11 protein-coding genes are annotated in these 13,622 nt (G+C 74.2%); 5 read left to right on the forward strand and 6 right to left on the reverse strand.

From position 1 onward, the window contains the following. Positions 1 to 130 precede the first annotated feature (130 nt). Genes mobA through M3185_RS14535 form a run of 3 tightly spaced genes read left to right on the forward strand, consistent with a single transcriptional unit; the run spans position 131 to position 2,431 of the window. Positions 131 to 712 carry a molybdenum cofactor guanylyltransferase gene (gene mobA / locus M3185_RS14525; protein ID WP_251334396.1) on the forward strand — a complete coding sequence of 194 codons (582 nt, stop codon included), beginning with the start codon at positions 131 to 133 and terminating at the stop codon, positions 710 to 712. A gap of 40 nt (positions 713 to 752) precedes the next feature. Continuing rightward, positions 753 to 1,064 carry a DUF6457 domain-containing protein gene (locus tag M3185_RS14530; RefSeq protein WP_251334397.1) on the forward strand — a complete coding sequence of 104 codons (312 nt, stop codon included), beginning with the start codon at positions 753 to 755 and terminating at the stop codon, positions 1,062 to 1,064. Continuing rightward, positions 1,064 to 2,431 carry a molybdopterin molybdotransferase MoeA gene (locus M3185_RS14535; protein WP_251334398.1) on the forward strand — a complete coding sequence of 456 codons (1,368 nt, stop codon included), beginning with the start codon at positions 1,064 to 1,066 and terminating at the stop codon, positions 2,429 to 2,431. Before M3185_RS14530 ends, M3185_RS14535 begins: the two co-directional genes overlap by 1 nt. Before the next feature lie 137 nt (positions 2,432 to 2,568). On the opposite strand, the gene M3185_RS14540 is transcribed toward M3185_RS14535, so the two are convergent. Continuing rightward, positions 2,569 to 3,069, reverse strand: coding sequence for a DUF456 domain-containing protein (locus M3185_RS14540; RefSeq protein ID WP_251334399.1), 501 nt, complete (start codon positions 3,067 to 3,069; stop codon positions 2,569 to 2,571). 163 nt (positions 3,070 to 3,232) lie between these two features. On the opposite strand from M3185_RS14540, the gene M3185_RS14545 reads away from it, so the two are divergent. Further along, a complete protein-coding gene (locus tag M3185_RS14545; RefSeq protein ID WP_374238526.1) occupies positions 3,233 to 5,038 on the forward strand; it encodes a BCCT family transporter in 1,806 nt (601 codons plus the stop codon). Between the two features lie 108 nt (positions 5,039 to 5,146). Next, complete coding sequence (locus tag M3185_RS14550) at positions 5,147 to 5,773, forward strand: lytic transglycosylase domain-containing protein (RefSeq protein WP_251334400.1); 627 nt, start codon at positions 5,147 to 5,149, stop codon at positions 5,771 to 5,773. Between the two features lie 3 nt (positions 5,774 to 5,776). On the opposite strand, the gene M3185_RS14555 is transcribed toward M3185_RS14550, so the two are convergent. The 5 genes from M3185_RS14555 to M3185_RS14575 all read right to left on the reverse strand — a co-directional run bounded on the left by M3185_RS14555 (position 5,777) and on the right by M3185_RS14575 (position 13,536). After that, a complete protein-coding gene (locus M3185_RS14555; RefSeq protein ID WP_251334401.1) occupies positions 5,777 to 7,225 on the reverse strand; it encodes a phytoene desaturase family protein in 1,449 nt (482 codons plus the stop codon). 10 nt (positions 7,226 to 7,235) lie between these two features. Beyond that, the gene (locus M3185_RS14560) at positions 7,236 to 12,161 is read right to left on the reverse strand and encodes an NAD-glutamate dehydrogenase (protein ID WP_251334402.1); all 4,926 of its coding nucleotides are present in this window, start codon (positions 12,159 to 12,161) and stop codon (positions 7,236 to 7,238) included. A gap of 135 nt (positions 12,162 to 12,296) precedes the next feature. After that, on the reverse strand, positions 12,297 to 12,869 hold the full coding sequence (locus tag M3185_RS14565; protein WP_251334403.1) for a histidine phosphatase family protein: 573 nt from the start codon (positions 12,867 to 12,869) through the stop codon (positions 12,297 to 12,299). A 91-nt stretch (positions 12,870 to 12,960) separates the two neighbouring features. After that, positions 12,961 to 13,179: a hypothetical protein gene (locus tag M3185_RS14570; RefSeq protein WP_251334404.1), complete on the reverse strand. Its 219-nt coding sequence runs from the start codon at positions 13,177 to 13,179 to the stop codon at positions 12,961 to 12,963. A 72-nt stretch (positions 13,180 to 13,251) separates the two neighbouring features. Then, positions 13,252 to 13,536, reverse strand: a complete 285-nt coding sequence (locus M3185_RS14575) for a hypothetical protein (protein ID WP_251334405.1) — start codon at positions 13,534 to 13,536, stop codon at positions 13,252 to 13,254. Between the last annotated feature and the right edge of the window lie 86 nt (positions 13,537 to 13,622).

Genomic DNA, 13,622 nt, shown 5'->3' on the forward strand with positions numbered 1-13,622 from the left:
CCGCCGCTGGGGCAGGTCCTGGCCCGCTCCAGCTTCCTGCTCGACGGGGTGGCCTGCCCCGACCCGGACACCCGCGTCCCGGCCGCCGCGACCCTCGACGTCCTGCCCCCCTTCTCCGGCGGCTGAGCCCGTGAGCACGCCGAGCTTCCACGCCGTGATCCTCGCGGGCGGGCGCTCCGCCCGGCTCGGCGGACACCCCAAGGCCGCGCTGCGGCACGAGGGCCGGACCCTCGTGGAGCTCACCGTGGAGGCGGTCCGGGAGGCGGCGGGCGTCGTGGTCGTGGGCCCCCCGGAGTTCGTGCTCCCGGAAGGGGTGCTGCGCACCCGGGAGGACCCGCCGTTCGCGGGTCCCGCCGCCGGCATCGCCGCGGGCCTGCGCGCCCTCGAGGCGCTCCCGGCGGCGGCCTGGACGATGACGCTGGCGTGCGACATGCCCGGGGTGCAGGCCGCCGTCGCCCGCCTGCGCGAGGCCGCGCGGGCGCAGCCGGGGGCGGCGGGGTTCCTCGCCGTCTCCCCCGACGGGCGCCGCCAGCCCTTGGCCGCACTCTACCGCAGCGAGGTGCTGCGGGGCGCCTGCGCGGGCCGGGACCTGACCGGCCGGTCGGTGTTCTCCGTGGTCGGCGACCTGCCCCTGGTCGACGTCACCGTGCCGGGGGACGCCACCGCGGACGTCGACACGTGGGACGATGTGCGGAGGCACCACCTGACCTGACCACGAACGGGCGGTCCCGACCGCCCGGGAGGAGCACGGCATGCCCAAGGACCTGAGCCCGGCCGAGAACGAGACCCTGGAGCAGTGGATTGCGGCAGTGCGCGCGGCCCTGGACGTCCCGGACGCCGAGTTCCCGATGGACCAGATGCTGGGCCTCACGGGGAGGGTCGCGCACCGCACCGTGCGCCCGGCCGTCCCGCCCACCGCCTACCTCATGGGTTTCCACGTCGGCCGCGCCGTCGCCGCCGGCGAGGACCAGCAGGGCGCCCTGCGCCGAGCCCTGCGCACCGTGGCCGGACTCGTGCCCACGGACCGCGCCACCACCGAGCGCCACGACACCGAGGAGAACTGATGCCCGGACTGCCCCCGCCCCCCGACTCCAACAGCCCGTACACCCACGCGCTGCCCGTCGTGGTGGACGACCGCGACACCCCCGCCCCCGAGCCCGAGCCGGTCGAGGCCCTGCACGACGCCGAGTGGCACCGGGCGCGGCAGTTCGCCTACGACGCCGCGGAACCGCTGCCCAGCCACTGGCTGCCGCTGCGGGAGGCCCTGGGCGAGGTCCTGGCCGAGGACGTTACCTCGCCGATCCCGGTGCCGCACTACGCCTCCTCCGCCATGGACGGCTACGCCGTGGCCGGGCCCCAGCCGTGGACCGTGGTGTTCCCCCAGCCCGTGGAGACCGACCCCCGCAAGATGCTGACCATCCCGCCCAAGGAGCTCTACCGGCCGGTGCTCAACCTGGAGCCGGGGCAGGCCACCCGCATCGTCACCGGAGGGCTGGTGCCCGCGGGCGCCCGGGCGGTGCTGCGGGACGAGTACGCGGACCTGTCCGCGGAGGGGACCGTGCTCACCATCGCCGCCCACGCCCCCTCGGCCGAGGACATCCCGTACGGCCAGAACATCCGGCGCACCGGCGAGGAGGTCGCCGCCGGGGACGTCATCCTGCACGCCCCGGCCGTGCTCAACCCCGCGCACATCGCCTTCGCGGCGGTCTGCGGCCACGACATGCTCCCGGTCCGCCGCCGGCCCCGCGTGACCCTGCTGCTCACCGGCAGCGAGGTCGTCGAGGACGGGATCCCCGAGCCCGGCCAGGTCCGTGACGCGTTCGGCCCCCAGCTGCCCACGTTCGTGGAGATGCTCGGCGGGTCCGTGGACCAGGTCCGCCGCGTCGAGGACACGGCCAAGGCCATGCTCGCGGCCCTCACCGAGGCCCCCTCGGGCATGGGATCGGTGCTCGACGCCCGCTGCGAGGTCGTGATCACCACCGGCGGCACCGGGCACTCGCACGCCGACCACGTCCGGGCCGCCCTCGTGGAGCTCGGCGCCGTGTTCCTGCTGGACGGGCTCGCCCAGCGCCCCGGCCATCCCACGTTCCTGGCGCGGCTGCCGGAGGACGGGCCGTTCGTCGTCGGGCTGCCCGGCAATCCGCTGGCCGCGATGGTCAGCACGTTCACGGTCGCCGAGCCGCTGCTCGCCCGGCTGCACGGCAACCCGGTGCCGCCCACGCACACCGTCCCCGCTGCCGAGGACCTCCCCGGGCAGAAGGTCACCGCCCTGGTGCCCGGCTACCTGCACGACGGCACGGTCTCCCCGCGGGACCGGGTGGGCTCGAACATGCTCCGCGGCCTGGCGCACGCCGACGTGATCCTCGTGGTCCCGCCCGGCGGCGCGGCGGCGGGCCAGGACGTCGAGGTGGTCCCGCTGCCCTGGCGCTGAGCCGCACCAACCACCCGCGGCGCCGAGGGGCCCGGACGCGGTGCGTCCGGGCCCCTCGGGCGCAGCGGGCGGCGGCCGGGCGGCGCCGGGCGGGGCAGGCCCCGCCGGACGCCGGGGCCGCTGCCCGGGCCGCCCGTTCAGGCCGTGCTGAACAGGACGAGGGCGCCCACGACGAAGACGGTGGAGGCGGCCAGGGCGCACGCGAACTCCACCACGATCCCCAGGCCCGCGGCTCTGAGCGCCGCCCAGCTGGAGTCGAACGCGCTGCGCAGGTCCCGCTGGCGCGCGGTCTCGCTCAGCAGCAGCCCCACGAAGAAGCCCACGAAGACGCCCACCACGGGGATCACGAACAGCCCCACCACGGCGCCGGCCGCGGCGAGGACCAGGGACCTGTTGGGGATCTGCCGCCGCTTGAGCCGGGTGCCCGTGAGCACCGCGCTCGCGGCCATGCCGGCGAGGGCCAGGGCGGAGCCGAGGCCGAGCACCACCCAGCCCTCGACCGCCCGGACGGTGAACGCCCAGACGAGCAGGCCCACGATCACGAGGACCGACCCGGGCAGCACCGGCACGATCACGCCGAAGCACCCGACGGCGAGCAGGACGGCGGCGACGACGGTCGCGAGGATCTCCTCAGTCACGTCCTCATCGTAGGGGCACCGGCCCGGACGGACGGGCCCTGGTAGAGTAGCCGGGCTTTTGCCCGGATCCCCGGCGCACGAGCGTGCCCCCGAACCACATCGCACCGTTGCAGACTCCCACCAGTTGATCCCCCACCCATGCACCCTGACGAGGTCTCCCTTTATGACCAGATCCACCGACACGAAACAACGGCTCCTCGCCTCGATGCGCGCCCAGCGCATCCGGCAGCGCCTCCGACGGCCGCAGGGCCTTGACAAGACCGTGTTCGCCGCGAGCGGGCTGATCGCCCTGGCCTTCGTGGCCTGGGGCTTCGCGAGCCCCTCCTCCCTGGGCGCCGTGGCCGCGGGCGCCCTCGAGTGGGTGATGACCAGCACCGGCTGGCTGTTCGTGGTCGCCGCCACCGTCTTCACCGTCTACATCATCTGGATCGCCCTGAGCCGGTTCGGCCGCATCCCCCTGGGCCGCGACGGCGAACGCCCTCAGTTCCGCACCACCTCCTGGGTCGCCATGATGTTCGCGACCGGCATGGGCATCGGCCTGATGTTCTACGGGGTGGGCGAGCCCCTGTTCTTCTACATGTCCCCGCCGCCGGGCACGGTCGAGGGCCGGACACCCGAGGCCATGCAGACGGCCATGGGCACCACCCTGTTTCACTGGACCCTGTACCCGTGGGCGATGTACGCGCTCGTGGGCCTGGCCATGGCCTACGGGACGTACCGGCTGGGCCGCAGCCAGCTGTTCTCCTCCATGTTCACCTCGCTGTTCGGCCCGCGCGTGGTCAACGGGATCGGGGGCAAGGTCATCAACGTGCTCGCGATCCTGGCCACCCTGTTCGGCTCGGCGGCGTCCCTGGGCCTGGGGGCGCTGCAGATCGGCGGCGGCCTCGAGTCCACCGGCCTGGTGGGGACCGCCGGCCGCTGGACGCTCGTGCTCGTCATCGCCGTCCTGACCGCCTGCTTTGTGGCCTCGGCGATCTCGGGGATCGAGCGCGGCATCCAGGCGCTGTCCAACATCAACATGGTCCTGGCCGTGGTCCTCGCCGTCGTCGTGTTCGTCGGCGGCCCCACCCTGTTCATCCTCGACGTCATCCCCTCCGCGGTCGGCAACTTCGTGGGCGAGCTGCCCGTCATGGCCTCCCGCACCGCGGCCTCCGGTGACGAGTCGGTCGCCGCGTGGATGTCCTCGTGGACCGTCTTCTACTGGGCCTGGTGGATCTCCTGGACGCCGTTCGTCGGCCTGTTCATCGCCCGCATCTCCCGCGGCCGGACCATCCGCGAGTTCGTGGGCGGGGTCCTGCTGGTCCCCTCGGTCGTCTCGCTGATCTGGTTCTCCGTCTTCGGCGGCGGCGCGATCGGTCTGCAGGAGCGCGCCGAGGCAGCCGGGGACGAGGCCGGGATGCTGACGCGCATGGTCGACGGCGCCCCGGACCTCGACTTCGACCTGGCCCTGTTCGGGCTCCTCGGCGCCCTTCCGGTGCCGGCCCTGGTCGGCGGCGCGCTGGTCGTGCTCGCGATCGTGCTCGTGGCCATCTTCTTCGTCACCGGCGCCGACTCGGCCTCGATCGTGATGGGCAGCCTCTCCGAGAACGGCGCCGAGGAGCCCTCCAAGAAGTCCGTCGTGTTCTGGGGAGTGCTCACGGGCGGCGTGGCCGCCGCGATGCTGCTGGCCGGCGGGGAGGACGGCGCCGAGGCCCTGACGGGCCTGAAGAACATCACCATCGTCTCGGCCCTGCCGTTCGTCGTGGTCATGCTCGTGCTGTGCGTGGCGCTGTACAAGGACCTCGCGGCCGACCCGCTGGTCCTGCGCGGTGAGCTCGCCGCCTCGCTGCTGGAGGACTCGGTGGAGGCGGCCGTGGAGCGGCACGAGGGCGAGGACTTCGCGCTCGTGACGACCCCCGCCGCGGTGGATCCCGGCGAGGCACCTGACGCGGGGCCGGGGCTGCGCGCGGGGAGGTCCTCGCCCGCCTGACGGCCGCCACGACCGCCCGGCGCGCCGTGCCCGTCCTCCGGGCACGGCGCGTCTGTCCCCCCAAGAGACGGCAGACCGGCAGCCCCTGTCGTCCCTAGCCTGGGCGGGATGGCCACCATCCATGTCCCCCCGGCGTGCCCGGAGGCCGAGGAGCGCCCCGCCACGGGCCCCTCGTGGCTGCTCCTGGCGTCCGTCGTGCTGCTGCTCGTGGGCACGGTCGGGCTGGTGCTCTCGAACGCGCCCCGGTGCTGCGGGAGTCCCTCCGGCGGGGAGGGGACGCCCTGGACCGCGCCCGTGCCCGAGCCGTGGGCCGACGACGTCCTGGCGGCCGCGGAGCTGTGCGGCCTGCCGCCCGCGGTCGTGGCGGCCCAGCTCGACGTCGAGAGCCGGTGGAACCCGCGGGCCGTCAGTCCGGCCGGGGCGCAGGGGCTCGCGCAGTTCATGCCGGACACGTGGCGGGAGTACGGCCGCGGCGACCCCTTCGACCCGCACGACGCCATCCGCGCCCAGGGGCTGTACCTCAAGGACCTGCGGCGGATGGTGGCCTCCCTGGATCCCGCCTCCCCCCGCGAGGAGATCGACCTCGTGCTCGCCGCCTACAACGCCGGGCCCACCGTGGTGCTGCGGCACGGCGGCATCCCTCCGATCGCCGAGACCCGCCTCTACGTGGCGCAGATCCGGGAGCTGGCCGCCACCACGTACGCCACGACGCCCGCTGGCCAGGGCGCGGGCTGAGGGTCAGCCGGCGCCGGGGCTCCGCCGCCGCCGGGCCAGGTCCCGCAGGGCGCTGCGCGCCGCGTGGCAGCCCGCCATGCCGTGCACCCCGCCCCCCGGGGGCGTCGAGGACGAGCACAGGTACACCCCCGGCGCCCCGGTGGCGTAGGGGTCCGGCTGCACGGCCGGGCGGAACACCTGCTGCAGCCCGTCCAGGGCCCCGCCGCCGATGTCCCCGCCCACGAGGTTCGCGTTCCAGGCCTCGAGCCGGCCCGGCGGGGTGTCCACCCGCGCCACGATCCGGTCGCGCACGCCCGGGGCGAAGCGCTCGAGCTGGTCGAGCACCCGCTCCCCCGCCGCCGGGTCGTCGCACCCGTGGGGCACGTGGGCGTAGGCCCACAGCACCTCCTGACCCTCCGGGGCCCGCGAGCGGTCGGCGGCCCCCTGCTGCGCGACGAGCACGAACGGGCGCTCCGGGAGGCGGCCGGCCCGCGCCTCGGTCTCCGCGGCGTCGATCTCGGCGAGCGTCCCGCCCACGTGCACCGTCCCCGCCCGAGCGATCCGGGCGTCGCGCCACGGCACGGGCCCGTCCAGCAGGAGGTCCACCTTGTAGGAGGCGGTCCCGTAGCGCCAGCGCGCCAGCGCCCGCCGGTACCGGGGCGGCAGCTCCAGGCCCCCGAGCCGCAGCACCTGGCGGGGCGTGAGGTCCAGGAGGACGACGTCGGCCGGGCGCACCTGCGCGAGGTCCGTCACCGGGGACCCGAGCAGGACCCGCCCGCCGTGCTCCTCGAGGTCGGCCACGAGGGCGTCGACGATCGCCTGCGACCCGCCGCGGGCCACCGGCCAGCCCGTGGCGTGGGCCGCGGCGCCGAACAGGGTCCCGAAGGCGGAGGTCAGCACGTGGCGCGCGGGCAGCACGGCGTGCACCGCCGAGCCCGCGAAGAGCCCGCGGGCCTGCTCCGTGCGGAACAGCGCCCGCGCCGTGGCCGCGGCCGGCCACGGCGCGCGCAGCCCGAAGGACGCCAGGGCCAGCGGGTGCGCGGGCGCGCGCACGAGCGGGCCCAGCACCGCCTCCACGGTGTCCTCCCACCGGTCCACCACGCCGCGGTGCAGCGCGGTCCACGCCGCGCCGTCCCGGCCGAGGCCCTCCGCGGTGCGCTCGAGGGAGCGGTGCAGCAGCCCGGGCGGCCCGTCGTCGAGGGGGTGCGCCGCCGCGATCGGCGGGTGCAGCCACTCGAGCCCGTGCCGGTGCAGGCCCAGGGTCGTGAACAGGGGGCTGGCGGCCCCGAACGGGTGGACGGCCGAGCCGAGGTCCGTCACCGTGCCCGGGCCCAGCACGGCCGCGGAGCGCGCCGCGCCCCCGGCCGTGGCCGCCGCCTCGTGCACCGTGACGTCCAGGCCCGCGCGCGCCAGCACCACGGCGGCGCCCAGCCCGTTGGGGCCGGAGCCGACCACCGCCGCGGTGCCCTGCACGGCCGGCGCCCTACTCCGCGAGCGCGCTGCGCATGGTGCGCAGCGCCACGGACAGGGACGCGAGCTCGGCGGCGGGCTCGCCGGTGGACGCGGCCTCGATCTCCGCAAGCACGTCCCGCAGCCGGCGCAGCCGCGCCTCGTTCGCCGCCTCCCAGGCGTCGACCTTGTCCTCGGCCGTCCCGCCCGGGGACGCGAGGGCCTGGTCGGCGAGCGCCACGAGGGTGGCGTAGACGTCCTCGCGCATCGCCATGCGGGCCAGGACCTGCCAGTGGGTCTCCTGCGGGAGCTGCGTGATCCGGTTGAGCAGGCTCTCGATGCGGTAGCGGTCGTAGAGCTGGAAGTAGACCTTCGCGATGGTCTTGATCTGCTCCTCGTCGATGTTGCCGTCCTCGCCGAGCCCGGTCCCGGAGGCGTGGGCGAGGCGGGCGACGTCGAGCAGGGCGAAGGCGTCGAGCAGCTGCGACCACACGCGGGCCAGGTCCGTGGGCACGCCCTGGCGCTCGGCCGTCTCCGCGAGGGTGTCGACGCGGTGGCGGGAGTCCATCCCGAGCAGCCGCTCCTCGATGTAGCGGACGTCCACGGTGGGCTTGAAGCGCTCCACGATCTCCTCGATGGGCCGCTGGGTCTCCCCGCGGTTGATCAGCCACCGCACCACCCGGTCCAGGACCCGGCGCATGTCGAGGAACATCCGGGTCCACAGCTCCGTGGGCACCCCCGCGGGGAGCTCGCGGTGGCGGTGGACGTAGTCCTCGAGGTCGTAGATCTGCACCGCGGCGACGAAGGCCCGGGCGATCTCCGCGGGCCCGGCCCCCGTCTCCTCGATGACCCGCTGGACGAACGGGACGCCGCCGTAGTTGATCACCTGGTTGGCCACGACGGTGCAGATGATCTCGGCCCGCAGGGGGTGGGTGTCCAGCAGGGGCCCGAACCGCTCGGTGATCTGCTCCGGGAAGTACTCCTGGAGCACCTGCCCGAACCACGGGTCGGCGGCGAGGTCGGAGTCGATGAGCGCCTGCGAGAGCTGGATCTTCGCGTAGGCCGCGAGCACCGACAGCTCCGGGGACGTGAGGCCCGTCCCGCGCTCGGCCACCCGGTCCCGCAGCTGCTCGTCCGTGGGCAGCGCCTCGATCCGCCGGTCCAGCTCCGCGTTCTCCTCGAGCCAGTGCACGAACCGGACGTAGGACTCGTTGTAGTGCGCCGTGCGCCCGCGCTCGGCGGAGAGCAGCACGTTCTGGGCGACGTTCGTCTCGAGCACGAGACCGGCCACCTCGTCGGTCATGGCCTCGATGAACCCGGCGCGCTCCTCCCGGGACAGCTCCCCGGCCACGACCATGCGGTCCACGAGGATCTTGATGTTGACCTCGCGGTCGGAGGACTCCACGCCGCCGGAGTTGTCGATCGCGTCCGTGTTGAGCAGCACCCCGTTGAGGGCCGCCTCGACGCGGCCGTGCTGGGTGCAGCCGAGGTTCCCGCCCTCGCCGACGACCTTCACGCGCAGGTCGCCGCCGTCGACGCGGATGGCGTCGTTGGCCTTGTCCCCCACGTCGGTGTTCGACTCCTGCGCGGACTTCACGTAGGTGCCGATGCCGCCGTTGTAGAGCAGGTCGGCGGGGGCCCTGAGCACCGCCTGCATCAGCTCGATCGGGGTCAGCTCCGCCACGCCGTCGGGCAGGCCCAGGGCCTCCCGGACCTGCGGGGAGATCGGCACGGACTTCGCGGTGCGGGGGTGGACGCCGCCGCCCTCCGAGATCTTTTCCGGGTCGTAGTCCTTCCAGGAGGAGCGGGGCAGGTTGAACAGCCGCTCCCGCTCGGCGTAGGAGACCGCCGGGTCGGGGTCCGGGTCCAGGAAGATGTCCCGGTGGTCGAACGCCGCGATCAGCCGGATGTGCTCGGACAGCAGCATGCCGTTGCCGAACACGTCGCCGGACATGTCGCCCACCCCGACCACGGTGAAGTCCTCGGCCTGGGTGTCCGTGCCGAGCTCGAAGAAGTGGCGCTTGACGGACTCCCACGCGCCCCGGGCGGTGATGCCCATGGCCTTGTGGTCGTAGCCGACGGACCCGCCGGAGGCGAAGGCGTCCCCGAGCCAGAACCCGTACTCGGCGGAGATCGCGTTGGCGGTGTCCGAGAAGGACGCCGTGCCCTTGTCGGCGGCCACCACGAGGTAGGAGTCCTGGCCGTCGCGGCGCACCACCCGCTCGGGGTGCACGACGACGTCGTGGCCGGCCTCGTCGCGGACCAGGTTGTCGGTGATGTCCAGCAGGGAGGCGATGAACAGCTTGTAGGCCTCCCGGCCCTCGGTCATCCACGCGTCGCGGTCCACGGCCGGGTCCGGCAGGTGCTTCGGGTAGAACCCGCCCTTCGCGCCGTTGGGGACGATCACCGCGTTCTTGACCATCTGCGCCTTGACGAGGCCCAGGACCTCGGTGCGGAAGTCCTCGCGGCGGTCCGACCAGCGCAGCCCGCCGCGGGCCACGGGCCCGAACCGCAGGTGCGTGCCCTCGACCCGCGGGGACCACACCCAGATCTCGTACAGGGGGTGCGGCAGCGGGGCGCTGCTGATCCGCCGCGGGCTGAGCTTGAACGCCATGGTGGGGCGCTCCTGGTACACGTTCGTGCGCAGCGTCGCGACCATCACCTCGACCAGGGCGCGCAGCAGCTTGTCGGCGTCCAGGGTGGGGACGGCGTCGAGCGCCCGCGTCAGCCGGTCGTGGGCGGCGTCCCGGAGGCCCTCCCGCACCGCGTCGTCGTGGGCGGGGTTGAAGCTGGTGTCGAAGAACCCGGTCAGGGCGCGGGTCACGGCGGGGAACGCCAGGAGGGTGTCGGCGATGTAGTCGAACGAGTTCGGGTGGCCCAGCTGGAGCAGGTAGCGGACGTAGGAGCGCAGCACGGCCACGGTCCGCCACGTCATCCGCTCGGCGAGGACGAGCCGGTCGAGCCCGTCGGACTCGGAGCGGTGGGACAGCGCCGCGCACAGGGCGTTCTCGATGAGGTCCTCGGTCCGGGCGTCCTGGGGGCCGATCGCGTCGACGCCCTCGGGCAGCCGCACGCCGAAGTCGTAGAGCTGGAACTTCCGCCCGTCGGCCGGCTGCACCGCGTACGGCTTCTGGTCCAGCACCGTCAGCCCCAGGTTCTGCAGCAGCGGCAGCAGCTCCGTGAGGGACAGGGACCGGGTGAGGTAGATGTTCAGCCGCACGCCCTCGGGCCCCGCGACGACGCGCACCTCCGCGGGCATGTCCGGGTCCCGGCCCCACAGCAGCTCGCAGCGCTGCAGGTCCTGGACCGCCTCCTCGATCTCGTAGTCCGCCCGGTAGGCGTCGGGGAACGCCTCCGCCCAGTTCTCGGCGTGGGTGCGGGCGAGCTCCTCGGGGAAGGAGCGGTGGATCGCGCGGACCAGCGCCTCCGGCCAGGACCGCACGGCGGCCCGCAGCCGGGCCTCGAGGGCGTCGTGGTCGAAGGTGCGGACCTCCCCGGTGTAGGGCAGGCGGATGCGGAAGAACAGGCGGGCGAGGGTCGAGGACGTGAGCCGGGCGTCGAAGTCGATGGCCTCGGCGTCGAACGTCTTGCGCAGCTCCGCCTCGATCCGCCCGCGCACCGAGGTGTTGTACCGGTCGCGGGGCAGGAAGACGACGGCGGACATGAACCGCCCGAAGTGGTCCTGGCGCAGGAACAGCCGGGTCTGGCGGCGCTCGTCCAGGCCCATGACCCCGCGCATGATGTGGTAGAGCTCGTCGGCGGTCATGTGGAACAGCTCGTCGCGCGGGTAGTCCTCGATGTTGCCCATGAGGTCGCGGGCGGAGTGGGAGTCCTCGAGGAAGCCGAACCGGGCGGCGACCTGCGTCATCTTCTCCTTGAGCAGCGGCGTCTCGCGGACCGGGGTGTTGTAGGCGCGGCGGGTGAACAGGCCGAGGACCAGGTACTCGCCCACGATCCGCCCGCTCTGGTCGTACTTCGCGACGCCGATGTAGTCGAGGTACTCGCGGCGGTGGATCGAGGACCGGCGGTTGGCCTTGGTGACGAACAGGGTCCCGGCCTCGCGGGCGTGCTCACGGCCCAGGCCGGTGAGGACCTGGCGGTGCGGGCGGTCGTCGCGCTCCTGGAGCAGCCCGAGGCCGGTGCCGGGGACGCTGACCAGGGACAGGCCCTCCCCGGACTCCTCGAGGTCGTACTCCTTGAAGCCCATGAGGATGAAGTTGCCCTGCAGCAGCCAGTTCAGGAACTCCTGGGAGGGCCGCACCAGGGGCGGGTGGCCGCCCTCCGGCAGCTCCAGGTCCTCCAGCTCCTCGAGGTCGAGGGCCAGCAGCTTCACCCGGTGCCGCAGCTTCGGCTGGTCCCGGCTGATCCGGTGGACGTCCTCCAGCAGGTCGTTGAGCCGGTCCACGAGCTGCCGGGCCCGTTCGTCGGAGAGCGGCTGCAGCAGCTCCACGGAGATCCACGACTCCACGGTGCGCGTCGTGCCGGCCTCCGCGCGCAGCCCGGCGAGGCTGGGCAGGGCGGTGGTGTCACCGCTGGAGCTCGCCGACAGGTCGGGCACCGGCTGCAGGTCGCGCAGCTCGTGGTCCTCCCGGCCGCGCCCGGCCACCAGCACGGGGTGGATGACGAGCCGGGCGCCTCCCCACTTCGCGGCGATCTCCGCGGTCACGGTGCTCACCAGGTAGGGGACGTCCTCCGTGACCACGAACACCACGGAGGCGGAGCCCTCCTGGCGCACGCCCACGGCGATCCCGCCGGGCGCCCGCACCCGGCCCACCTCCCGGTGGTGCTCGGCGCGCTCGCGCAGCTGCTCCTCGGTGCGCCGGAGCAGGTCCTCCCGGGGCACGTGGCGGTAGTACTCGTTGATCCACGACCGCTCCCCGCCCCACTGCGGGGTCTTCTCGAGCACCGGCAGGGCCGCGGTGCGGTCCTCCTCGGGAATCGCGTACAGGTCAGGGGCCACAGCCGCATCACGCCTTCGTCACCGGAGGCGGCGCACCGACGCGTTCTGTGCGCCGTCGTCGCCGCCTCAGAGGGTGGACGGTCCCTCGTGGGGCCGTCCCTGGTCGCTTCAGCTTATTGAACCAGCGCGTGGCTGTCAGGGGGCGGTGGACTCCGTGGCGTCCACGTCGACCGCGTCCAGGGTCTCGAGGCGGACGGGGACGACCTCGCAGTTGCCCACCCGCGGGTGGGCCTCCCCGTCGAGCTCGGAGACCGTGAGCCGGATGAGCGAGCCGTGCGCCACGACCAGGACGTTGCGCCCGGGGTGCTCGTCCCGGATCCGGCGCAGGGCCTCGCGCCCGCGCCGGGCCACCGCGTCGGCGGGCTCGCCCGCGGACAGGATCCGGTCCCGCTCGTCGACGGGCAGCCCCGCGAAGCTCCTCCCCTCGTGCGGGCCGAAGCTGCGCTCGATCAGCTCGGGGTAGGTCGCGGTGAGCTCCAGACCCACGGCCTCGCCGATGATCCGCGCGGTCTCCACCGCCCGCCCCAGGGGCGAGGACACCAGGACGTCCCAGATGAGGGCCTCGGCGCGCAGGTGCCGGCCGGCGGCGCGGGCCTGCTCCCGGCCGGTCTCGTTGAGGGGCACGTCCGTGGCTCCCTGGAGCCGTTCGGCGAGGTTCCAGTCGGTCTGGCCGTGGCGGATGAGCACGATGCGTCCGGAGGTCGTCACGTGCTCCACTGTGGGCGAGACCCGCCCGGAGGGCAAACGGGGCCCCGGTCCTCCTGCTCGGAGGACCGGGGCCCCGTTCCTGCGCAGCGGCCTACTGGCCGCCCTCGTCGGCGTCGTCGGGACGGGGCGCGCGCTCGCGCTCCTCGACGGCGGAGCGGACCTCGGGGCTGTCGGTGTCGTCGACCCACGGCTCGCTCTGCCGGTGCTCCTCGACGTGGTTGGGCTGCCGGGCCTGGAGCGCGTCCTCGACCTCGTGCTTCATCTGGTCGTCGAGCTCCGACCCGTGCTTGGTGTTGCCTCTCTCGGCCATCGTGGTCCTCCTCGTCCGGTTCGGTTCCTGCAGTGGTCCCGCCCGGGAGCTCCCGCGGCGGGCGGGGGCGGGTCAGTCGGTGTCGGAGGCGTCCTCGAGCAGCCCGCGCTGCGCGCGGTCGGCGGCCTCGGAGGAGCCCTCGGGCAGCGGATCGGTGGCCGGGGGCACCTGGCTGGGGGCGTAGTCGGCCAGTCCGGCGGCCACGCGCTCCTGCTCGGTGGCGGCGGCCAGGGCGTCGTCGTCGAGGTGGTCGGGCATGCCCGCGTGCCCCTTGGCGATGGGCTGGGGCAGGGCGTCCTCCTCGGGCACGATCACGTCGTCGAGACTCGGCGCATCCTCGTTGTCGGCAGTGGTCACAGCAACCTCCTTCGCTTGAACGTGCACTCCACCCTAGTGACCGGGACCACCCAGGGGAACCACCCGCGGCCGGCCGGCCGTCCGGC

Source organism: Kocuria rosea (genome assembly GCF_023715525.1).
Lineage (GTDB): Bacteria > Actinomycetota > Actinomycetes > Actinomycetales > Micrococcaceae > Kocuria > Kocuria rosea_A.